The sequence below is a fragment of the Citrobacter sp. CK188 genome (assembly GCF_030333525.1).
GTDB lineage: Bacteria > Pseudomonadota > Gammaproteobacteria > Enterobacterales > Enterobacteriaceae > Citrobacter_B > Citrobacter_B koseri.
On sequence record NZ_JAOWFU010000033.1, the window covers coordinates 163,220 to 186,352 of the forward strand.

At 54.1% G+C, this 23,133-nt stretch carries 22 protein-coding genes; 20 read left to right on the forward strand and 2 right to left on the reverse strand.

The features are described from left to right. The first annotated feature begins 9 nt into the window (after window positions 1–9). From flgG to flgL, 6 genes are all read left to right on the forward strand, one after another. Window positions 10–792, forward strand: a complete 783-nt coding sequence (flgG, locus tag OGV67_RS12340) for a flagellar basal-body rod protein FlgG (RefSeq protein WP_012132843.1) — start codon at window positions 10–12, stop codon at window positions 790–792. Window positions 793–846: 54 nt separating this feature from the next. Continuing rightward, entirely contained in the window at window positions 847–1,545 is a 699-nt protein-coding gene (gene flgH, locus OGV67_RS12345) for a flagellar basal body L-ring protein FlgH (RefSeq protein WP_024130441.1), read from the forward strand. A 12-nt stretch (window positions 1,546–1,557) separates the two neighbouring features. Further along, window positions 1,558–2,655: a flagellar basal body P-ring protein FlgI gene (locus tag OGV67_RS12350; protein ID WP_012132841.1), complete on the forward strand. Its 1,098-nt coding sequence runs from the start codon at window positions 1,558–1,560 to the stop codon at window positions 2,653–2,655. Continuing rightward, window positions 2,655–3,605 (forward strand): flagellar assembly peptidoglycan hydrolase FlgJ, encoded by a 951-nt coding sequence (gene flgJ, locus OGV67_RS12355; RefSeq protein WP_047457531.1) that lies wholly within the window; start codon window positions 2,655–2,657, stop codon window positions 3,603–3,605. Before OGV67_RS12350 ends, flgJ begins: the two co-directional genes overlap by 1 nt. Before the next feature lie 64 nt (window positions 3,606–3,669). Beyond that, window positions 3,670–5,304, forward strand: coding sequence for a flagellar hook-associated protein FlgK (flgK, locus tag OGV67_RS12360; protein ID WP_012132839.1), 1,635 nt, complete (start codon window positions 3,670–3,672; stop codon window positions 5,302–5,304). A 15-nt stretch (window positions 5,305–5,319) separates the two neighbouring features. Continuing rightward, window positions 5,320–6,273: a flagellar hook-associated protein FlgL gene (gene flgL, locus OGV67_RS12365; protein WP_112002272.1), complete on the forward strand. Its 954-nt coding sequence runs from the start codon at window positions 5,320–5,322 to the stop codon at window positions 6,271–6,273. Between the two features lie 162 nt (window positions 6,274–6,435). On the opposite strand, the gene rne is transcribed toward flgL, so the two are convergent. Continuing rightward, window positions 6,436–9,624: a ribonuclease E gene (rne, locus tag OGV67_RS12370; protein ID WP_286465590.1), complete on the reverse strand. Its 3,189-nt coding sequence runs from the start codon at window positions 9,622–9,624 to the stop codon at window positions 6,436–6,438. Between the two features lie 687 nt (window positions 9,625–10,311). Between rne and rluC the strand changes: the two genes are divergently transcribed. Beyond that, window positions 10,312–11,265: a 23S rRNA pseudouridine(955/2504/2580) synthase RluC gene (gene rluC / locus OGV67_RS12375; RefSeq protein WP_012132836.1), complete on the forward strand. Its 954-nt coding sequence runs from the start codon at window positions 10,312–10,314 to the stop codon at window positions 11,263–11,265. 157 nt (window positions 11,266–11,422) lie between these two features. Here the strand turns inward: rluC and OGV67_RS12380 are convergent, their stop codons facing one another. Next, complete coding sequence (locus OGV67_RS12380) at window positions 11,423–12,007, reverse strand: Maf family protein (protein WP_012132833.1); 585 nt, start codon at window positions 12,005–12,007, stop codon at window positions 11,423–11,425. Window positions 12,008–12,205: 198 nt separating this feature from the next. Here OGV67_RS12380 and yceD point away from each other — a divergent pair, with 198 nt between their 5' ends. From yceD to OGV67_RS12445, 13 genes are all read left to right on the forward strand, one after another. Further along, window positions 12,206–12,727: a 23S rRNA accumulation protein YceD gene (gene yceD, locus OGV67_RS12385; RefSeq protein ID WP_012132832.1), complete on the forward strand. Its 522-nt coding sequence runs from the start codon at window positions 12,206–12,208 to the stop codon at window positions 12,725–12,727. A gap of 16 nt (window positions 12,728–12,743) precedes the next feature. Then, window positions 12,744–12,917 carry a 50S ribosomal protein L32 gene (gene rpmF / locus OGV67_RS12390; protein WP_000290727.1) on the forward strand — a complete coding sequence of 58 codons (174 nt, stop codon included), beginning with the start codon at window positions 12,744–12,746 and terminating at the stop codon, window positions 12,915–12,917. A 79-nt stretch (window positions 12,918–12,996) separates the two neighbouring features. Further along, a complete protein-coding gene (plsX, locus tag OGV67_RS12395) occupies window positions 12,997–14,076 on the forward strand; it encodes a phosphate acyltransferase PlsX (RefSeq protein ID WP_071818860.1) in 1,080 nt (359 codons plus the stop codon). A gap of 76 nt (window positions 14,077–14,152) precedes the next feature. Continuing rightward, entirely contained in the window at window positions 14,153–15,106 is a 954-nt protein-coding gene (gene fabH, locus OGV67_RS12400; protein ID WP_012132830.1) for a beta-ketoacyl-ACP synthase III, read from the forward strand. A gap of 15 nt (window positions 15,107–15,121) precedes the next feature. Further along, window positions 15,122–16,051, forward strand: coding sequence for an ACP S-malonyltransferase (fabD, locus tag OGV67_RS12405; RefSeq protein WP_114848571.1), 930 nt, complete (start codon window positions 15,122–15,124; stop codon window positions 16,049–16,051). 12 nt (window positions 16,052–16,063) lie between these two features. Continuing rightward, entirely contained in the window at window positions 16,064–16,798 is a 735-nt protein-coding gene (fabG, locus tag OGV67_RS12410) for a 3-oxoacyl-ACP reductase FabG (protein ID WP_012132828.1), read from the forward strand. A 151-nt stretch (window positions 16,799–16,949) separates the two neighbouring features. Beyond that, window positions 16,950–17,186, forward strand: a complete 237-nt coding sequence (acpP, locus tag OGV67_RS12415; protein WP_000103754.1) for an acyl carrier protein — start codon at window positions 16,950–16,952, stop codon at window positions 17,184–17,186. Between the two features lie 85 nt (window positions 17,187–17,271). Beyond that, window positions 17,272–18,513, forward strand: coding sequence for a beta-ketoacyl-ACP synthase II (gene fabF / locus OGV67_RS12420; protein WP_012132827.1), 1,242 nt, complete (start codon window positions 17,272–17,274; stop codon window positions 18,511–18,513). Between the two features lie 116 nt (window positions 18,514–18,629). After that, window positions 18,630–19,439 (forward strand): aminodeoxychorismate lyase, encoded by an 810-nt coding sequence (pabC, locus tag OGV67_RS12425; protein ID WP_012132826.1) that lies wholly within the window; start codon window positions 18,630–18,632, stop codon window positions 19,437–19,439. 2 nt (window positions 19,440–19,441) lie between these two features. Further along, entirely contained in the window at window positions 19,442–20,464 is a 1,023-nt protein-coding gene (gene yceG / locus OGV67_RS12430) for a cell division protein YceG (RefSeq protein WP_049008934.1), read from the forward strand. Continuing rightward, window positions 20,454–21,095 (forward strand): dTMP kinase, encoded by a 642-nt coding sequence (tmk, locus tag OGV67_RS12435; protein ID WP_012132824.1) that lies wholly within the window; start codon window positions 20,454–20,456, stop codon window positions 21,093–21,095. Before yceG ends, tmk begins: the two co-directional genes overlap by 11 nt. Beyond that, window positions 21,092–22,096, forward strand: a complete 1,005-nt coding sequence (gene holB, locus OGV67_RS12440) for a DNA polymerase III subunit delta' (protein ID WP_110494344.1) — start codon at window positions 21,092–21,094, stop codon at window positions 22,094–22,096. The genes tmk and holB overlap by 4 nt, the downstream gene beginning before the upstream one ends. 10 nt (window positions 22,097–22,106) lie before the next feature. Continuing rightward, window positions 22,107–22,904 carry a metal-dependent hydrolase gene (locus OGV67_RS12445; RefSeq protein ID WP_012132822.1) on the forward strand — a complete coding sequence of 266 codons (798 nt, stop codon included), beginning with the start codon at window positions 22,107–22,109 and terminating at the stop codon, window positions 22,902–22,904. Window positions 22,905–23,133 lie beyond the last annotated feature (229 nt).

A 23,133-nucleotide genomic window follows, 5' to 3' on the forward strand; every position in this document is an offset into this window, starting at 1 on the left:
GGACATTTTATGATCAGTTCATTATGGATCGCCAAAACCGGCCTGGACGCGCAGCAAACCAACATGGATGTGATTGCCAACAACCTGGCAAACGTCAGCACCAATGGTTTTAAGCGTCAACGCGCGGTGTTTGAAGACCTGCTGTACCAGACGATTCGTCAGCCTGGCGCGCAGTCGTCAGAACAGACGACCTTACCTTCTGGTCTGCAAATCGGTACGGGCGTTCGCCCGGTCGCCACCGAGCGTCTGCATAGTCAGGGCAACCTGTCTCAGACTAACAACAGTAAAGATGTCGCCATCAAAGGGCAGGGCTTCTTCCAGGTGATGTTGCCGGATGGCACTTCTGCTTATACCCGTGACGGTTCTTTCCAGGTGGATCAGAACGGCCAACTGGTCACGGCGGGCGGCTTCCAGGTACAGCCAGCGATCACCATTCCGGCGAACTCGCTGAGCATCACCGTGGGTCGCGATGGCGTGGTAAGCGTAACTCAGCAGGGGCAGGCCGCGCCGGTACAGGTGGGGCAGCTTAACCTGACCACGTTCATGAACGATACGGGTCTGGAAAGCATTGGTGAAAACCTGTACACCGAAACGCAATCCTCGGGTGCGCCGAATGAGAGTACGCCAGGGCTTAACGGTGCGGGTCTGCTGTATCAGGGCTATGTCGAAACCTCTAACGTAAACGTGGCGGAAGAACTGGTGAATATGATCCAGGTTCAGCGCGCTTACGAAATTAACAGCAAAGCGGTATCGACTACCGATCAGATGCTGCAAAAACTGACGCAACTCTAAGTGTCGTCCGGTGAGGGAAACCTCACCGGCACACTGATTTTGAAGATGAAGGCAATGCAAAAATACGCTGCGCACCATTACCCGATTATGGCCCTGCTGGTGGTTTCACTGACAGGATGTGCCTGGATACCTTCCACACCGCTCGTGCAGGGCGCGACCACTGCACAGCCCATACCGGGCCCGACTCCGGTGGCGAATGGTTCCATTTTTCAGTCTGCGCAGCCGATCAACTATGGCTATCAGCCGCTGTTTGAAGACCGACGTCCACGCAATATCGGCGATACGCTGACGATTGTATTGCAGGAAAACGTCAGCGCCAGTAAGAGCTCCTCCGCCAATGCCAGCCGTGACGGTAAAACCAACTTCGGCTTTGATACGGTTCCTCGTTATTTGCAGGGATTGTTCGGCAACGCGCGTGCAGATATGGAAGCCTCTGGCGGGAACTCCTTCAACGGTAAAGGCGGCGCGAACGCCAGCAATACCTTTAGCGGCACGCTGACCGTGACCGTCGATCAGGTACTGGCAAATGGCAATTTACACGTCGTGGGTGAAAAACAGATCGCCATTAATCAGGGCACTGAGTTCATCCGCTTCTCCGGGGTCGTGAACCCACGCACCATCAGCGGCAGCAACTCCGTTCCGTCAACACAGGTTGCGGATGCGCGCATTGAATATGTCGGCAACGGCTATATCAACGAGGCGCAAAATATGGGTTGGCTGCAACGTTTCTTCCTTAACTTGTCGCCGATGTAAGCGAGGTCTCCAGTGTTTAAATCTCTTGTTGGAATTGTACTGATACTGGCAACCACCCTGGCGCATGCCGATCGTATTCGGGATCTGACCAGCGTGCAGGGGGTGCGGGAAAACTCGCTGATTGGTTACGGGCTGGTGGTCGGCCTGGACGGGACGGGCGACCAGACGACCCAGACGCCCTTTACCACCCAGACGCTGAATAACATGCTGTCTCAGTTGGGGATCACCGTCCCGACGGGCACCAATATGCAGTTGAAAAACGTTGCGGCGGTAATGGTCACTGCGCAATTTCCGGCATTCGGTCGCCAGGGGCAAACGATCGACGTGGTGGTGTCCTCAATGGGGAACGCGAAAAGTCTGCGCGGCGGTACATTGCTGATGACGCCGCTGAAAGGGGTCGATAGCCAGGTGTATGCCCTGGCGCAGGGAAATATTTTAGTCGGCGGCGCAGGGGCGTCTGCGGGCGGCAGCAGCGTACAGGTTAACCAGCTCAATGGCGGGCGTATCACCAATGGCGCAATTATTGAACGCGAGCTGCCCAGCCAGTTTGGCGGCGGAAATACCCTCAATCTGCAACTGAACAACGAAGACTTCGCAATGGCGCAGCAGATCACTGACACCATCAACCGCGCCCGTGGCTATGGCAGTGCGACCGCGCTGGATGCGCGCACGATTCAGGTTCGCGTACCCAGCGGCAACAGCTCGCAGGTCCGTTTCCTGGCGGATATCCAGAATCTGGAGGTGAACGTCACACCACAGGACGCGAAGGTGGTGATTAACTCCCGTACCGGTTCCGTGGTGATGAACCGTGAAGTGACGCTGGACAGTTGCGCCGTCGCGCAAGGCAATTTGTCCGTAACGGTGAATCGCCAGGCGAACGTCAGCCAGCCGGACACGCCGTTTGGCGGGGGGCAGACGGTCGTCACGCCACAAACGCAGATTGATTTACGTCAGAGCGGCGGTTCGCTGCAAAGCGTCCGTTCCAGCGCCAACCTGAACAACGTCGTCCGCGCGCTGAATGCGCTGGGCGCCACGCCGATGGATCTGATGTCCATCCTGCAATCCATGCAGAGCGCGGGTTGTCTGCGCGCCAAACTGGAAATTATCTGATGATTGGTGACAGCAAACTGTTGGCCAGCGCGGCCTGGGATGCGCAATCGCTCAATGAGCTGAAAGCCAAAGCGGGGCAAGATCCGGCGGCGAATATCCGCCCGGTCGCTCGTCAGGTTGAAGGGATGTTTGTGCAGATGATGCTGAAAAGCATGCGTGAAGCGCTGCCGAAAGACGGCATATTCAGCAGCGATCAAACGCGACTGTACACCAGCATGTATGACCAGCAGATTGCGCAGCAGATGACCGCCGGTAAAGGGTTGGGACTGGCGGAGATGATGGTCAGGCAGATGACCGAGGGGCAGACGCAGCCTGCGGAAGAAGCGCCGCAGGTGCCAATGAAGTTCCCTCTGGAAACGGTGACCAGCTATCAAAATCAGGCGCTGACGCAGCTGGTGCGTAAGGCGATGCCAAAAGCGCCGGAAAATAATGATGAGCCGCTGTCCGGCGACAGCAAAGACTTCCTGGCCCAGCTTTCGCTTCCGGCACGCCTGGCGAGTGAACAAAGCGGCGTGCCGCATCATCTGATTCTGGCGCAGGCGGCGCTGGAGTCGGGATGGGGTCAGCGACAGATCCGCCGTGAAAATGGCGAGCCGAGCTTTAACCTGTTTGGCATTAAGGCCTCGTCCAACTGGAAGGGGCCGGTAACAGAGATCACCACCACCGAATATGAGAACGGCGAAGCGAAGAAGGTAAAAGCGAAATTCCGTGTTTACAGTTCCTATCTGGAGGCGCTATCGGATTATGTGGGGCTGCTGACCCGTAACCCGCGCTATGCCGCAGTGACCGCCGCGTCTACCGCTGAACAGGGCGCACAGGCGTTACAAAATGCCGGTTATGCAACCGATCCTGACTATGCGCGTAAATTAACCAGCATGATTCAACAGCTGAAATCCATGAGCGACAAGGTGAGCAAAACGTACAGCGCGAATCTCGACAATCTCTTTTAAATAGCTCAAGTCCAGGAACCCGCTGCCGATAATAACCAGTATTGAAGGATTACAAGGAACCTCCATGTCCAGCTTAATTAACAACGCCATGAGCGGACTTAGCGCAGCCCAGGCTGCGTTAAATACTGCCAGTAATAACATCTCCAGCTATAACGTTGCCGGGTATACCCGACAGACGACGATTATGGCGCAGGCCAACAGTACGCTGGGAGCGGGCGGTTGGGTCGGTAATGGCGTCTACGTTTCTGGCGTACAGCGTGAGTATGATTCTTTTATTACCAATCAGTTACGCGCGGCGCAGAATCAGAGCAGTGGTTTGACCGTGCGGTATGAGCAAATGTCGAAAATTGATAACCTGCTCTCCAGTACTACCAGCTCGATTTCGACCTCTCTGCAAGGTTTCTTCACCAGCCTGCAAACGCTGGTCAGCAACGCGGAAGACCCGGCGGCGCGTCAGGCGCTTATCGGTAAAGCCGACGGCCTGGTAAACCAGTTTAAAACGACCGATCAGTACCTGCGCGATCAGGATAAGCAGGTCAATATTGCCATTGGCTCCAGCGTTGAGCAGATCAACAATTACGCGAAGCAAATCGCCAGCCTGAACGATCAGATTTCCCGTCTGACCGGGGTGGGCGCGGGCGCTTCACCGAACGATCTTCTCGACCAGCGCGACCAACTGGTGAGTGAGCTGAACCAGATTGTCGGTGTGGAAGTTAGCGTCCAGGACGGCGGCACCTATAACCTGACGATGGCGAATGGCTATACCCTGGTGCAGGGCAGCAGTGCTCGTCAACTGGCCGCGGTGCCGTCCAGCGCCGATCCGTCACGCACCACGGTCGCCTATGTTGATGCGACTGCCGGAAACATTGAAATCCCGGAAAAATTGCTCAATAGCGGCTCGCTTGGCGGGTTGCTGACGTTCCGCTCTCAGGATCTGGATCAGACTCGCAATACCCTCAACCAGCTGGCGCTGGCCTTTGCCGAAGCGTTTAATGCCCAGCATAAACAGGGATATGATGCCAATGGCGATCAGGGCGAGGACTTCTTTTCCATCGGTAAACCGTCCGTATTGAGTAATGCGAAAAATACGGGTAGCGGAACCTTGTCTGCGGAAGTCACCGACAGTTCCGCGGTACAGGCTACCAATTATAAGCTGGTATTTGATGGTCAGGACTGGCAGGTCACCCGCTTGTCAGACAACACCAGCTTTAAGGCGGTTGAAACCAACGGGAAACTGACGTTTGACGGACTGGAAGTGACGGTCGGGGCAGGGGCAAATGCGAATGACAGCTTTACCCTGAAACCGGTCAGCGATGCCATTGTGAACATGAACGTGCTGGTGACCGATGAATCCAAAATTGCGATGGCTTCCGATCCCGATGCGGGTGGGAGCGATAACCGTAACGGTCAGGCGCTGCTGGATTTGCAAACCCAGAAAACGGTAGGCAATAAGTCCTTTAATGATGCTTATGCGACGATGGTCAGCGATGTGGGGAACAAAACCGCCACGTTGAAAACCAGCAGCACGGCGCAGGGCAATGTCGTGACGCAGTTGTACAACCAGCAGCAATCGATTTCCGGCGTTAACCTTGATGAAGAATACGGCAACCTGCAACGCTACCAACAGTATTACCTGGCGAACGCCCAGGTGCTGCAAACCGCGAATACGCTGTTTGATGCGCTGTTGGGCATTCGCTAAGGGAGAGGAGGATAAATGCGTATCAGTACCCAGATGATGTACCAGCAGAATATGCGTGGTATCACCAATTCCCAGGCTGAATGGATGAAGTACGGTGAGCAGATGTCCACCGGTAAGCGCGTGATTAATCCGTCTGACGATCCTATTGCCGCTTCTCAGGCTATCGTACTCGCTCAGGCCCAGGCTCAGAACAGTCAGTATGCGCTGGCACGTACCTTTGCCACTCAGAAAGTGTCGCTGGAAGAAAACGTGCTAAGTCAGGTGACAGCTGCAATTCAAACTGCGCAGGAAAAAATCGTTTACGCCGCTAACGGCACCTTAAGCGATGATGACCGCGCCTCGCTGGCGAGCGATCTACAGGGGGTTCGCGATCAGTTAATGAACCTGGCCAACAGCACCGACGGCAACGGTCGTTACATTTTCGCAGGTTATAAAACTGAAAAAGCGCCGTTTGATCAGGCAAATGGCGACTATAGCGGTGGCACTGAAAACATCACCCAGCAGGTTGATGCTTCGCGTACGATGGTGATTGGTCATACGGGCGATCAGATTTTTAATCGTATTACCAGTAATGCCGTACCGGAACCCGACAACAGCGCTTCAGAAACCAGCCTGTTTGCGATGCTGGATACGGCCATTGCAGCGCTGAAAACGCCGGTTGCTGACGATGATGTGAAGAAGGCGGAAGCTGCTGCGGCGATTGATAAAACAAACCGTGGCCTGAAAAACTCCCTTAATAACGTCCTGACCGTTCGTGCGGAACTGGGAACGCAATTGAGTGAGCTGGATTCTCTGGATTCATTGGGAAGCGAGCGCGCGCTGGGTCAGGCACAGCAGATGAGTAATCTGGTCGATGTGGACTGGAACGCGGCCATCTCGTCGTATGTAATGCAACAGGCTGCGTTACAGGCGTCCTATAAAGCGTTTAGCGATATGCAAGGAATGTCTCTGTTTCAGTTGAACAGATAGCACATGTTTTGAAACATATCATGAAACTGGGTATGTTTTGTCTGCCCGCTCCCTTCACCCCGGAGCGGGCATTTTTTTGCCCGGAAAACAGATAACGGGCACCGATTGCAGGTACAAAAAAGCCGACCCGCAGGTCGGCTTATCTTTAACATTGCGTTCAGCTTATTCTACAGGCTGCGGGCGCGTGGCTGGCGCGGCGGCCTGATGCGTTGCGCTATGACCACCTGCCGCACCTTTACCTTCAAAGATGAAGGCAGGGCGCTGCCAGTCGCTGTGATGTGGCGCTTCCGGGACATATTCCGGCGCAGGCGCGCGGGTCATCGGCGCACTGGCGTGGCTGACAGGTTTCTCCCCGGTAGTTACCGCGCTTTCTGACACGGTTTCAGCAACTGCAACGGCGACTGGCGCAGCGATAATCTCTTCCGGTTCAGCGGCAACAACGACAGGTTCAACCGTTTCTTTAACGATCTCTTCCGGTTCGGCGATGACAACGTCAGCGGATTCTTCAGCCGTCGTGGTTTCCTGAACGTCAGCGACAGGTTCCGCTTGTGCAGCGACTTCCTGCGCAACAGGGACGTCAGCCTCTGCAATCACCTGAGGTTGTTCTTCAACCGGGGTGGCAATCACTTCAGGATGCGTTGTTTCCACAGTAGCGGGCTGAGGTTCAGCGACAACGGTTTCAGTTTGAACCGGTGCCTCTACAACCTGTTCGGTTGCGGCAGCGACGACCTGCGGCTCTACTGCAACCGGCTGAGCTTGTACGGTCTCTTCTTCGTGCTGTGCTTCAACCTGCGTATCCTGAGGACGAGCGACAGGGTAGCGAATCCACACTTTGCCAGACGCCATTTCCGGTGAGGCGCAAGCGACGGTTAACGGCATTGGCGATTGAAGCGGGTAACGCTCATCGCGGTAGCGACGACGACGCTGGCCGCTGACGCGCAGGTGGCGAGGAGAACGACGGGAGCGACGCGGCATTCCTGCGTTATCACGCGCTTCGCCGTTTTCTTCCTGCTCTGCTGGCGCAACGTCTGCGATCGCTGGCAGGTCAACTTTCGCCAGTTCAGTACGCTGAGCAGGCGCGCTTTGCGTAGCAGGCTGGGCGGCGACAGCGTCTTCGACGACTGGCGTTGCGACAGCTTCTGCTTCAGAGGTTGCAGAGTCTGTGTAACGAACTTTCTGGCTCAGCTGACGCTGTTTGCGGCGAGGCTGCGCCTGGCGAACGCGTTCTTCCTGTTCTGTTTCCTGAGTCGGTTGCTCATCCAGGTTCAGCGCCTTGACTTCTTGCTGTGCCTGACGTTTTTCATCGTTGCGACGACGGTTGCGTTCACGACGCGGCGTCTGCTGCTCGTCACCGGACTTCGCCTTATCGGCAACGTCGTTAGACTGCTGGCGGTTGTCACGCGCTTCTGCGTTCTGCTGCTGCGCCTGACGACGGTTACGACGGTTGTCATCACGGTTTTCACCGCCTTCAGCGCGGTTGTCGCGATTATCACGGCGATCGTTACGGTCGCGGCGATTATTCTGGCGAGACTTACGACGATCCTGCTGACGCTCCGGTTTTTCCTCTGCTTTCGGTGCAGGTTGTTCAACCGGCTTAGCGACTTCGCTGCCGCTGAACATGTTTTTCAGCGCGCCGAAGAAGCGGGTAAGCAGACCTGGTTGTGCAGGCGCAGTGGCAACGGCTTTCGGTGCTGCCGTCGCTGCTTTCACCGCAGGTTCTGCTGGCGTCGGCGCAGGCGGCACTTCCGGCATCGCGAAGGTCGCCAGTGCTGGTTGTTCAGGGCGTTTACGCTCGGCGTACTCTTCTTCAGAAGGTAACGCCATCGCTTCTTCATGCAGTTTCGGCAGCATGTAGCTCAGGGTTGGCGTTTCTTCCCCTTTACGTACGCGCAAAACGGAGTAGTGCGGCGTTTCCATCTGATCGTTTGGTACGATCACGCAGCGCACGCCATCCTGGCGAGTCTCAATAGCATTAACCGCGGTGCGCTTTTCGTTAAGCAGGTAAGAGGCGATCGGGACCGGAACAATGGCGTGAACTTCCTGGGTATTCTCTTTCAGCGCTTCTTCTTCAATCAGACGCAGAATAGACAAGGAGAGCGATTCGTTGTCGCGGACGGTGCCGGTGCCGCTACAGCGTGGGCAGACGTGATGGCTGGACTCGCCCAGAGACGGACTGAGACGCTGGCGGGACATCTCCAGCAGGCCAAAACGAGAAATATGGCTAATCTGGATACGCGCACGATCCTGACGTACCGCTTCGCGCAGACGGTTTTCCACCGCGCGCTGGTGGCGTACTGGCGTCATGTCGATGAAGTCGATAACGATCAGGCCGCCGAGGTCGCGCAAGCGCAACTGGCGAGCAATTTCATCGGCCGCTTCCAGGTTTGTGTTAAACGCGGTTTCTTCGATATCGCCGCCGCGTGTGGCTCGCGCGGAGTTAATATCAATTGCGGTTAACGCTTCGGTTGTGTCGATAACGATAGAGCCGCCGGAAGGCAGACGCACTTCACGCTGGAAGGCGGATTCAATTTGCGACTCGATCTGGTAGTGGCTGAACAGCGGAATTTCGCCGGTGTAAAGCTTAATCTTGCTGCTGAAATCCGGGCGACCCAACGCCGCGATGTGCTGGCGCGCCAGCTCAAGCACTTTCGGATTATCGATAAGAATTTCGCCGATATCCTGACGTAAGTAGTCACGGAATGCGCGGACGATAACGTTGCTTTCCTGATGGATCAGGAATGGAGCAGGGCGGCTTTCAGCGGCTTTCTGAATCGCTTCCCAGTGTTTCAGGCGGAAGCTCAGGTCCCACTGCAACGCTTCGGCGGATTTGCCGACGCCTGCGGTACGCACGATAAGCCCCATGCCGTCAGGCAGTTCGAGGCTTGCCAGCGCTTCTTTTAATTCGGTGCGATCGTCGCCTTCAATGCGACGGGAGATGCCGCCCGCGCGCGGGTTGTTCGGCATTAAAACCAGATAGCTCCCTGCCAGACTGATAAACGTCGTCAGCGCAGCGCCTTTGTTGCCGCGTTCTTCTTTATCAATCTGAACAATCACTTCCTGACCTTCGCGCAACACATCTTTAATGTTTGGACGGCCGTGGGCGTTGTAGTTGGCGGGGAAATATTCGCGGGCAATTTCTTTTAACGGGAGGAAACCGTGACGTTCAGCGCCGTAATCAACAAAAGCCGCTTCCAGACTCGGTTCGATACGGGTAATTTTGCCTTTATAGATGTTCGCTTTTTTCTGCTCGTGTCCTGGACTCTCAATGTCCAGGTCGTACAGGCGCTGCCCATCTACAAGGGCAACACGCAACTCTTCCTGCTGAGTTGCGTTGATTAACATTCTTTTCATCGTAACTTACTCATTATTCTTACATTGACGACTAAGCTGCGGGCATAGTAATGCCTTTCCGGGGGTGAACCGATGGCCTCGTGTCTATTCGCGTCGCCAACCTCACGGTTATCGTCTGCTCAAAGAGGCGCAGAGTGTCGGTTGCCTGTATTTCATACGGAAATACAGCGCAATTATCAGGGGAACAGCCTGGGAGTTACTCTCCAGAGAAGATTCCATTATGTTCATCGTCTTTCACGCCGCAGATGCGTTGGCTTTATCTGCTCACCCGGGCATAAGCTCCTGGGGATTCCCAGATTTGCCGCCTTTCTGCAACGCGTAGTACATAGAACATATACCGGTAAGGACTGCAACCCGCAGCCCGCTAACTGCCTGAAAAATCAATACGTCTTACGCCATTGCTGCGTTGATGATCTGTCTGGCAAAATGGGTCATTCCGTAAAATTTCTTGTTTTAACAAGGTTCGACACGGAAACGGTTACATTATTCCACTGCTAACCTTGTTATAGCAAGATGACTTTTACCATTTATCACCCGGTTACTCACAGTTTTTTCACTTCCTCATGGCGATTGGTTTAATAACCAGCAAATTGGTCATGTTGAACGTGAGTAACAGGATATAGAAGTAAATATAAGCATAGAAAAATGAGTGGCGCTAATCCTTATGGCTATTTAGAATCGGCCCCCATGAAAACTGAGACTCCATCCGTAAAAATAGTTGCCATTACTGCCGACGAAGCGGGGCAACGCATCGATAACTTTTTGCGCACGCAACTCAAAGGCGTACCGAAAAGCATGATTTACCGCATTTTGCGTAAAGGCGAAGTGCGGGTGAACAAAAAACGCATCAAACCGGAATATAAGCTCGAAGCCGGGGATGAAGTGCGTATTCCGCCGGTGCGCGTCGCCGAACGCGAAGAAGAGGCCGTTTCGCCGCATCTGCAAAAAGTGGCGGCGCTGGCCGATGTCATTTTGTATGAAGATGACCATATCCTGGTGCTGAACAAACCTTCCGGCACGGCGGTGCATGGCGGAAGCGGGTTGAGCTTCGGCGTTATTGAGGGGCTGCGCGCGTTGCGGCCAGAAGCGCGTTTCCTGGAACTGGTACATCGTCTTGACCGCGATACCTCTGGCGTACTGCTGGTTGCGAAAAAACGCTCAGCGCTGCGTTCTTTGCATGAGCAACTGCGTGAGAAGGGGATGCAGAAAGATTATCTGGCGCTGGTTCGCGGCCAGTGGCAGTCGCATGTTAAATCGGTACAGGCGCCTTTATTAAAGAATATTCTGCAAAGCGGCGAACGTATTGTACGTGTGAGTCAGGAAGGAAAACCCTCCGAAACGCGCTTTAAAGTTGAAGAGCGCTATGCGTTTGCGACGCTGGTGCGCTGTAGCCCGGTGACGGGACGTACGCATCAGATTCGTGTGCATACGCTGCATGCGGGCCATCCGATCGCGTTTGACGATCGTTACGGCGATCGCGAATTTGATAAGCAGCTTGCGGGAACGGGGCTGTCACGGCTTTTTCTGCACGCGGCAGCGCTGAAGTTTACCCATCCGGGGACTGGCGAGGTGATGCGTATCGAAGCGCCGATGGATAACCAACTCAAGCATTGCCTTCAGGTGTTACGTAACAAAGCCTGATGCGCGTTGCGATATTATCGCGCTAAACCTGTAGGCCGGATAAGACGTACGTCGCCATCCGGCATCTTTACTGATGGCGCTGTGCTTATCAGGCCTACGGGCATTGCTTCGCTGTGGGCCTGATAAGATGTTTTAGCGTCGCCACCAGACGCGTCTACTATGCCATCAGCGGGTTCATCTCTTCCCGGCGCAGCATCTGGCACAGCGCAATCAGCGGTAGCCCAATAAGGGTATTGGGATCTCGCCCCTCCAGGCGCTCGAAAAGGGCAATGCCAAGACCTTCGCTTTTAAAACTTCCGGCACAATGCAATGGACGCTCTTTGCGGACATAGTCCTCTATTTCCGTTTCGCTTAAATGGCGGAAATGCACATCAAACGGTTCGACTTCCGTTTGCAAATGTCCGGTTGCAGAATTATAAAGCGCCAGTCCGGTATAAAACGTCACAATATTACCGCTGGCTTTGGTTAATTGCTGGCGCGCTTTTTCTTCGGTTAACGGTTTGCCGGTAATTTCGCCATCCAGAACGCAAATTTGATCGGAGCCAATAATCAGATGATCGGGGAAACGGTGGGCGAGCGATTGTGCTTTCGCCTGTGCGAGGCGAGAGACCAAATGGCGCGGCGCTTCGCCAGACATGGGCGTTTCGTCAACCTCGGGAGCCGCGCACTCGAAAGGGATCGCCAGTTTTTCGAGCAGCGCGCGACGCCAGGGAGAGGTAGAAGCAAGGATGAGACGGGGCATATTTTTTTCCCTCAGATATAGCGTATTAATGAGAGCCATCTTAAACTATGCTCTTCGTCCTTCAAGCATGACATACAGTCACGGTTTGAGCGAAAATAAGTCTGTAACCCGCAATGTGTGCGAATTATTGGCAAAAGGCAACCGCAGGCTGCCTTTTTCTTTGACTCTATGACGTTACAAAGTTAATATGCGCGCCCTATGCAAAAGGTAAAATTACCCCTGACTCTTGATCCGGTTCGTACGGCTCAAAAACGCCTCGATTATGAAGGTATCTATACTTCTGATCTGGTAGAGCGCGTCGCCGATTCTGTAGTCAGTGTGGACAGTGATGTGGAATGCTCCATGTCGTTCGCTATCGATAACCAACGTCTCGCCGTTATTACGGGTGATGCGAAGGTGACGGTATCGCTCGAATGCCAGCGTTGCGGGAAGCCGTTTACCCATCAGGTTCACACAACGTATTGTTTTAGTCCGGTTCGTTCTGACGAACAGGCTGAAGCACTCCCGGAAGCGTATGAGCCGATTGAGGTTAACGAATTCGGTGAAATCGATCTGCTTGCAATGGTTGAAGATGAAATCATCCTCTCCTTGCCGGTAGTTCCGGTGCATGATTCTGAACACTGTGAAGTGTCCGAGGCGGACATGGTCTTTGGTGAACTGCCTGATGAAGCGCAAAAACCAAACCCATTTGCCGTATTAGCCAGCTTAAAGCGTAAGTAATTGAGGAGTAAGGTCCATGGCCGTACAACAGAATAAACCAACCCGTTCCAAACGTGGCATGCGTCGTTCTCATGACGCTCTGACCGCAGTCACCAGCCTGTCTGTAGACAAAACTTCTGGTGAAAAACACCTGCGTCACCACATCACTGCCGACGGTTACTACCGCGGCCGTAAGGTCATCGCTAAGTAATCACGCGCAAGCGTGATGAAGCTTAGTGAGGATTTCCCCGCGTAAGCGGGGAAACACCAAACCAGGCAGCGACGATACCTTGACACGTCTAACCCTGGCGTTAGATGTCATGGGGGGAGATTTCGGCCCTTCCGTGACAGTGCCTGCAGCACTGCAGGCACTGAATTCTAATTCGCAACTCACACTTCTTTTAGTCGGGGATCCCGATACCATCACGCCATTACTTGCCAAAGCTGACTTTGAACAACGTTCGCGTCTGCAGATTATCCCTGCACAGTCAGTTATTGCCAGTGATGCCCGGCCTTCGCAGGCTATCCGCGCCAGTCGCGGCAGCTCAATGCGTGTGGCCCTGGAGCTCGTGAAAGAAGGTCGAGCCGAAGCCTGTGTGAGCGCCGGTAATACGGGCGCGCTCATGGGACTTGCGAAGTTATTGCTCAAACCCCTTGAGGGCATTGAGCGTCCTGCGTTGATGACGGTTTTACCGCATCAGCAGAAAGGAAAAACGGTGGTGCTGGATTTAGGCGCCAACGTCGATTGTGACAGTACCATGTTGGTGCAGTTTGCCGTGATGGGGTCCGTGATGGCGGAAGAGGTGATTGGGATAACCAATCCCCGCGTGGCGTTGCTCAATATTGGTGAAGAAGAAACCAAAGGTCTCGACAGTATTCGTGATGCCTCTGCGTTGCTCAAAACAGTCCCTTCCATCAATTACATTGGTTATCTTGAAGCCAATGAATTATTGACGGGAAAAACTGATGTGCTGGTATGTGACGGATTTACAGGTAATGTCACATTAAAGACAATGGAAGGGGTTGTCAGGATGTTCCTTTCACTGCTGAAATCTCAGGGTGAGAGTAAAAAACGGTCGTGGTGGCTGCTGTTATTAAAACGTTGGTTACAAAAAAGCCTGACGAGGCGATTCAGTCACCTCAACCCCGACCAGTATAATGGCGCCTGTCTGTTAGGATTGCGTGGCACGGTGATTAAAAGTCATGGTGCGGCCAATCAGCGAGCATTTGCCGTCGCGATTGAACAGGCAGTGCAGGCGGTGCAGCGACAAGTTCCTCAGCGAATTGCCGCTCGCCTGGAATCTGTATACCCAGCCGGATTCGAACTGTTGGAAGGTGGCAAAAACGGACACTCACGGGTGCACAATTAACGGTGTAACCTGAGCGCAACCAACATACCAGCAGTTTGCACGCGGTGGTATATAACCGAAAAGTGACTGAGCGTACATGTATACAAAGATTATTGGTACTGGCAGCTATCTGCCTGAACAAGTGCGTACTAACGCCGATTTGGAAAAGATGGTAGAGACGTCTGACGAGTGGATTGTCACGCGTACAGGCATCCGTGAACGCCATATTGCAGCGCCAAACGAAACAGTCGCGACGATGGGCTATACAGCCGCAAACCGCGCGCTTGAAATGGCGGGCATCGATAAAGACCAGATTGGCTTGATTGTGGTTGCAACCACGTCAGCAACACATGCTTTCCCAAGCGCAGCATGCCAGATTCAGAGCATGTTGGGCATTAAAGGCTGCCCGGCGTTTGACGTTGCAGCGGCCTGCGCCGGTTTTACCTACGCGTTAAGCGTTGCCGATCAGTATGTAAAATCAGGCGCCGTTAAATATGCGCTGGTCATCGGTTCCGATGTCCTGGCGCGCACCTGCGATCCCACCGATCGCGGGACGATCATTATCTTTGGTGACGGCGCGGGTGCAGCGGTTCTGAGCGCATCCGAAGAACCAGGCATTATTTCGACGCATCTTCATGCAGACGGCAGCTACGGTGAGTTGCTGACGCTGCCAAACGCCGATCGCGTCAATCCAGAAAATCCGATTTATCTGACGATGGCGGGCAACGAGGTGTTTAAAGTGGCGGTAACTGAACTGGCACACATCGTTGACGAGACGCTGGCGGCGAATAATCTGGATCGTTCCGCTCTGGACTGGCTGGTTCCGCACCAGGCTAACCTGCGCATCATCAGCGCGACAGCGAAAAAGCTGGGTATGTCGATGGATAATGTGGTGGTTACGCTGGACAGACACGGCAACACCTCTGCGGCCTCTGTGCCGTGCGCGCTGGACGAAGCTGTGCGCGACGGGCGGATTAAAGCCGGGCAGTTGGTATTGCTTGAGGCCTTCGGGGGGGGATTCACCTGGGGCTCCGCGCTGGTTCGTTTCTAGTATAAGGATTTAAACATGACGCAATTTGCTTTTGTGTTCCCGGGGCAGGGTTCCCAGACGGTTGGGATGTTGTCTGAAATGGCAGCCAGCTACCCGATCGTAGAAGAAACCTTTGCTGAAGCTTCTGCGACGCTGGGTTATGATCTGTGGGCGCTGACGCAGCAAGGGCCTGCGGAAGAACTGAATAAGACCTGGCAGACTCAGCCAGCATTGCTGGCTGCTTCCGTTGCGCTGTATCGCGTATGGCAGCAGCAGGGCGGTAAAGCGCCTGCGCTGATGGCGGGACACAGCCTGGGGGAATACTCCGCGCTGGTATGTGCTGGCGTCATCGATTTCGCTGACGCGGTTCGTCTGGTTGAACTGCGCGGCAAATTCATGCAGGAAGCTGTGCCGGAAGGCACCGGCGCAATGGCGGCGATCATCGGTCTGGATGATGCGTCCATCGCCAAAGCGTGTGAAGAGGCGGCTGAAGGCCAGGTGGTTTCTCCGGTGAACTTTAACTCTCCGGGCCAGGTGGTTATCGCCGGGCATAAAGACGCGGTTGAACGTGCGGGCGCAGCCTGTAAAGCCGCTGGCGCAAAACGTGCGCTGCCGCTGCCGGTAAGCGTGCCGTCACACTGTGCGCTGATGAAACCTGCGGCTGATAAGCTGGCGGTTGAATTAGCGAAAATCACCTTCAATGCCCCGACCGTACCGGTTGTGAATAACGTTGACGTGAAGTGTGAAACCGACGCTAACGCTATCCGTGATGCGCTGGTACGCCAGTTGTACAACCCGGTGCAGTGGACGAAGAGTGTAGAATTTATCGCAGCACAAGGTGTTGAACACCTTTATGAAGTGGGTCCAGGTAAAGTCCTCACTGGTCTGACTAAACGTATTGTTGACACCCTGACGGCCTCGGCGCTAAACGAACCGGCGGCACTGTCAGCGGCGCTTGAGCAATAAAAGAGGAAAACCATGAGTTTTGAAGGAAAAGTCGCGCTGGTTACCGGTGCAAGCCGTGGCATTGGCCGCGCAATTGCTGAGACGCTCGTTGCCCGTGGCGCGAAAGTCATCGGTACTGCTACCAGCGAAAATGGCGCTCAGGCCATTAGCGAATACTTAGGTGCGAACGGTAAAGGTCTGATGTTGAATGTGACCGATCCGGCATCTATTGAATCTGTTCTGGAAAATATTCGCGCAGAATTTGGTGAAGTTGATATCCTGGTCAATAATGCCGGTATCACTCGCGATAATCTGCTGATGCGAATGAAAGATGATGAGTGGAACGATATTCTCGAAACCAATCTGTCATCTGTTTTCCGTCTGTCAAAAGCGGTAATGCGCGCTATGATGAAAAAACGTCATGGACGTATTATCACTATCGGTTCTGTGGTTGGTACCATGGGAAATGCGGGTCAGGCCAACTACGCTGCGGCGAAAGCGGGTCTGATTGGCTTCAGTAAATCACTGGCGCGTGAAGTTGCGTCGCGTGGGATTACTGTCAATGTTGTGGCTCCGGGCTTTATTGAAACGGACATGACGCGTGCGCTGTCTGATGATCAGCGTGCGGGTATTCTGGCGCAGGTTCCTGCGGGTCGCCTCGGCGGCGCTCAGGAAATCGCCAGTGCGGTTGCATTTTTAGCCTCTGACGAAGCAAGTTACATCACTGGTGAGACTCTGCACGTCAACGGCGGAATGTATATGGTTTAACCACGAAAAATATTTGCGTTATTGTAGGTCTTGGCCTCAAAATAACGTAAAATCGTGGTAAGAACTGCCGGGATTTAGTTGCAAATTTTTCAACATTTTATACACTACGAAAACCATCGCGAAAGCGAGTTTTGATAGGAAATTTAAGAGTATGAGCACTATCGAAGAACGCGTTAAGAAAATTATCGGCGAGCAGCTGGGCGTTAAGCAGGAAGAAGTTACCAACAATGCTTCTTTCGTTGAAGACCTGGGCGCAGATTCTCTTGACACCGTTGAGCTGGTAATGGCTCTGGAAGAAGAGTTTGATACTGAGATTCCGGACGAAGAAGCTGAGAAAATCACCACCGTTCAGGCTGCCATTGATTATATCAACGGCCACCAGGCGTAAGTGAACATCTCCAGGCGGTCATTCGACCGCCTGAGTTTTATCTTTTTGTCCCACTAGAATCATTTTCCCTCCCTGGAGGACAAACGTGTCTAAGCGTCGTGTAGTTGTGACCGGACTGGGCATGTTGTCTCCTGTCGGCAATACCGTAGAGTCTACCTGGAAAGCTCTCCTTGCCGGTCAGAGTGGCATCAGCCTGATCGACCATTTCGATACTAGCGCCTATGCAACGAAATTTGCTGGCTTAGTAAAGGATTTTAACTGTGACGACATCATCTCGCGCAAAGAACAGCGCAAGATGGATGCCTTCATTCAATATGGAATTGTCGCTGGCGTTCAGGCCATGCAGGATTCTGGCCTTGAAGTAACGGAAGAGAACGCAGACCGTATTGGCGCCGCTATCGGCTCTGGTATCGGCGGTCTCGGACTGATCGAAGAAAACCACAGTTCCCTGGTGAACGGTGGGCCGCGTAAGATCAGCCCGTTCTTTGTTCCGTCGACGATTGTTAACATGGTGGCAGGTCACCTGACCATCATGTACGGCCTGCGTGGGCCAAGCATCTCTATCGCTACCGCCTGCACCTCAGGCGTACATAACATCGGTCATGCCGCGCGTATCATTGCATACGGCGATGCGGACGCGATGGTAGCGGGTGGTGCGGAAAAAGCCAGTACGCCGCTGGGTGTCGGTGGCTTTGGCGCAGCGCGTGCGCTGTCTACACGTAATGATAACCCGCAAGCGGCCAGCCGCCCGTGGGATAAAGAGCGTGACGGCTTTGTTCTCGGCGATGGCGCGGGCATGGTGGTACTGGAAGAGTACGAACATGCAAAAGCGCGCGGCGCGAAAATTTATGCCGAAATCGTTGGCTTCGGGATGAGCAGCGATGCTTATCACATGACGTCACCGCCGGAAAACGGCGCGGGCGCCGCGCTGGCGATGGTCAATGCGCTGCGTGATGCGGCCATTGAGCCGGGTCAGATTGGTTACGTCAACGCCCACGGTACGTCTACGCCGGCAGGCGATAAAGCGGAAACTCAGGCGGTAAAATCTGTCTTTGGCGATGCGGCAAGCCGTGTGCTGGTCAGCTCGACGAAATCCATGACGGGTCACCTGCTGGGTGCTGCGGGCGCGGTAGAGTCCATTTTCTCTATTCTGGCGCTGCGCGACCAGGCTGTTCCGCCAACCATCAACCTGGATAACCCGGATGAAGGTTGCGACCTGGACTTTGTGCCTCACGAAGCTCGTCAGGTTAACGGAATGGAGTATACGCTGTGTAACTCCTTCGGCTTTGGCGGTACTAACGGCTCGTTGATCTTCAAAAAGGTCTAAGTCGTTCCACCAGAGAGTAAAAAGGTCCGCTTGTCGGGCCTTTTTTATTCAGCTTTCTTCCCTTGTCCTGTGTTAACCATCCTGCCACACTAATCGACCACGAATAAGGAGCCACTATGTTCTTAATTAATGGCCGTGAACAGGATTCTCTTGCCGCAAGCGATCGCGCGACGCAGTTTGGTGATGGCTGTTTCACTACTGCGCGAATCCGTGACGGTAAAATTTGCCTCCTGCCCGCACACCTTCGCCGTTTGCAGGATGCCTGCGAAAAACTGCTGCTTCCCTTCAGTCAATGGACGGAGCTGCAACACGAAATGACGGCGATGGCAGCAGGCCAGAACAGTGGCGTACTGAAAGTTATCCTGAGTCGTGGCAGCGGCGGCAGGGGCTACAGCCCGTCAAACTGCCGTGAGGCCACGCGAATTTTATCCGTTTCTCCTTATCCCACCCATTATGAACGCTGGCGTACGGAAGGTATTACGCTGGCGCTAAGCCCCGTAAGGCTGGGGCGTAACCCTATGCTTGCGGGTATAAAACACCTTAACCGGCTGGAACAGGTACTGATCCGGTCTCATCTTGAGCAGACAAACGCCGATGAAGCGCTGGTTCTTGACAGCGAGGGATGGGTTACGGAATGCTGTGCGGCTAATTTGTTCTGGCGTAAAGAGAATGTGGTGTACACGCCGCGCCTGGATCAGGCGGGGGTAAACGGCATTATGCGACAATTTTGTTTACAGTCGCTGGCACAATCGCCTTTCCAGGTTGTCGAAGTGTATGCCAGGGAGGACGCGCTTATGCAGGCCGATGAGATGGTTATCTGCAATGCGTTGATGCCCGTGATTCCCGTGCGCGCCTGTGGCGATAAACTGATGTTTGCACGTTCATTGTTCGATTTTTTAGCCCCACTTTGTGAGCACCCGAATTAGTCATGAAAAGAATGTTACGCTTTTTCCTTCTGCTGGTCGTTGTGTTGGGCATTGCCGCTGGCGCAGGAATGTGGAAAGTGCGCCAACTGGCCGACAGCCCCTTGTTAATAAAAGAAGAGACGATCTTTACCCTGAAGGCCGGAACCGGGCGTCTGGCATTAGGCGATCAACTCTACGCCGACAAAATTATCAATCGGCCGCGCGTGTTTCAGTGGTTGCTGCGCGTTGAACCTGAATTATCAAACTTTAAAGCGGGCACCTATCGTTTAACGCCTGACATGACCGTACGGGAGATGCTGAAACTGCTGGAAAGCGGTAAAGAAGCACAGTTCCCGCTACGTCTGGTCGAAGGGATGCGCCTGAGCGATTACCTGAATCAGTTGCGAAATGCGCCTTATATTCAGCATACGCTTAGCGATGACCGTTACGAAACCGTCGCGCAGGCGCTGAAGCTGGAGAACCCGGAGTGGCTTGAAGGCTGGTTCTGGCCGGACACCTGGATGTATACCGCCAATACCACCGACGTCGCGCTTCTGAAGCGTGCGCATCAAAAGATGGTTAAAGCGGTAGATGACGTCTGGGAAGGGCGCGCGGAAGGGCTGCCTTATAAAGATAAGAATCAACTGGTGACGATGGCGTCTATTATCGAGAAAGAGACGGCCGTCGCCAGCGAACGCGATCAGGTGGCATCAGTCTTTATTAACCGTCTGCGTATTGGTATGCGTTTGCAGACCGATCCGACCGTGATTTACGGCATGGGGGCGAGTTATAATGGTAAGCTGTCGCGCGCGGCGCTGGAAACGCCGACGGCGTATAACACCTATACCATCACCGGGTTGCCGCCAGGTCCTATCGCCATGCCTGGCGAAGCCTCTTTGAAAGCCGCCGCGCATCCGGCGAAAACGCCGTACCTCTATTTTGTGGCTGACGGAAAGGGCGGTCACACGTTTAACACCAATCTTGCCAGCCATAACCGGTCAGTGCAGGACTACCTGAAAGTGCTTAAGGAAAAAAATGGGCAGTAACTATATCGTCATCGAAGGCCTGGAAGGCGCCGGAAAAACCACCGCGCGTAACGTGGTGGTGGAGACACTTGAGCAACTGGGTATTCACGACATGATTTTTACGCGTGAGCCGGGCGGCACCCAGCTTGCAGAGAAATTAAGAAGTCTGGTGCTGGACATCAAATCGGTAGGTGATGAAACGATCACGGATAAAGCTGAAGTGCTGATGTTTTATGCCGCGCGGGTGCAACTGGTGGAAACCGTTATCAAGCCTGCGCTGGCAAAAGGAACATGGGTCATTGGCGATCGCCATGACCTGTCCACCCAGGCCTACCAGGGCGGCGGCCGAGGGATCGACCAGACGATGCTGGCGACGCTGCGTGATGCGGTATTGGGCGACTTCCGTCCTGACCTGACTCTGTATCTGGATGTGACGCCGGAGGTTGGCTTAAAACGCGCGCGCGCGCGCGGCGAACTTGACCGCATTGAGCAGGAGTCTCTGGATTTCTTCAATCGCACGCGTGCCCGCTACCTTGAGCTGGCCGCCAGCGATGCCAGCATTCGCACCATTGATGCGACTCAGCCGCTGGAGGCTGTGATGAACGATATTCGCACAACCGTGACGGCCTGGATCAAGGAGCAGGGTGCATGAAATGGTATCCGTGGTTACGGCCAGACTTTGAAAAACTGGTAGCAAGCTATCAGGCGGGTCGGGGCCACCATGCGTTACTGATTCAGGCGTTGCCCGGAATGGGGGATGATGCGCTGATTTATGCCCTCAGTCGTTATTTGCTGTGCCAGCAACCGGAAGGGCATAAAAGCTGCGGGCGCTGTCGTGGCTGCCAGTTAATGCAGGCGGGTACGCATCCTGACTATTATTCGCTGTTGCCGGAAAAGGGGAAAAGCACCCTTGGCGTGGACGCGGTACGCGATGTGGGCGAGAAGCTGTACGAACATTCTCGACTTGGCGGCGCGAAAGTCGTGTTGATCCCGGATGCGGCCCTGCTGACTGATGCCGCGGCGAATGCCTTATTAAAGACGCTCGAAGAGCCGCCGGAGCAAACCTGGTTCTTCCTTGCCAGCCGTGAACCGGCACGCCTGCTGGCGACTTTACGCAGCCGCTGCCGTCTGCATCATCTTGCGCCGCCATCTGAACAATACGCTGTTTCCTGGCTTTCTCGTGAAGTGACAATGTCACAAGAGACGTTGCTGGCGGCGCTGCGCCTGAGCGCAGGGGCTCCCGGCGCCGCTCTGGCGTTGTTGCAGGCCGACAGCTGGGCGCATCGTAACGCGCTTTGCGAAGCGCTGGCGAATACGCTGCAATCTGGCGACTGGTATATCCTTCTGTCGGTGTTGAATCACGAACAGGCCGCCGTACGTTTACACTGGCTGGCAACGCTGCTTATGGATGCCCTTAAATACCGGTATGGCACTTCTAGCCTGACAAATCAGGATGCCGGAACGCTGGTGGCGTCGATAGCTGAACGGTTATCCGTCGCACGCATCCAGGCCATACTCAGTGATGTCTGCCATTGTCGCGAACAGCTGATTAACGTGACCGGATTAAACCGCGAACTGGTATTAACCGATCTTATTCTCCGCATAGAGCATTACCTGCAACCAGGCGCCGTGTTGCCTGTTTCCCATCTTTGAGAGAGACATTATGTTTTTAGTCGACTCACACTGCCATCTTGATGGCCTGGATTATCAATCTCTGCATAAGGACGTGGATGACGTGCTGGCAAAAGCCGCCGCGCGCGAGGTGAAGTTCTGCCTGGCGGTGGCGACAACCCTGCCCGGATACCGGAGTATGCGCGAACTGGTTGGCGAGCGGGATAACGTTGTGTTTTCCTGCGGCGTACACCCGTTAAACCAGGATGAAACATACGATGTGGAAGACCTGCGTCGCTTTGCCGCTGAAGAAGGCGTGGTGGCCATGGGGGAGACCGGGCTGGATTATTTTTATACGCCGGAAACAAAAGTTCGCCAGCAAGAATCCTTCATTAACCATATTCAGATTGGCCGTGAATTAAATAAACCCGTGATTGTGCATACCCGTGACGCACGTGCCGATACGCTGGCGATTTTGCGCGAAGAAAAAGTGACGGATTGCGGTGGCGTACTACACTGTTTTACAGAGGACAGAGAGACGGCGGGTAAATTATTGGATCTTGGGTTTTATATCTCTTTTTCCGGGATCGTGACCTTCCGCAACGCCGAGCAGTTACGTGATGCCGCCCGCTATGTTCCTCTGGATCGTCTGCTGGTTGAGACGGACTCTCCTTATCTTGCTCCGGTGCCACATCGTGGTAAAGAGAACCAGCCTGCAATGGTTCGCGATGTCGCAGAGTATATGGCCGTATTGAAGGGTGTTGCCGTTGAAGAACTGGCGCAGGCAACCACTGAAAACTTTGCCCGCTTGTTCCACATCGACGCTTCTCGCCTGCAATCAACCCGTTAACTGAGTTTTTTTTAAAGCTCGTAATTAATATTTAAAGCGAGTAAAGTTCACCGCCACAAAATGGGCGGTGAATGAGCGAATTGTAACATTCAGACACTCATTTTGTCAGAATGTGATGGTTTTATGGCTGTCAGGAGCTGAAACGTGATAGCCGTCAAACAAAACCGAGCTTATTTATTTTACTCTGTGTAATAAATAAAGGGCGCTTAGATGCCCTGTCCACGGCGAG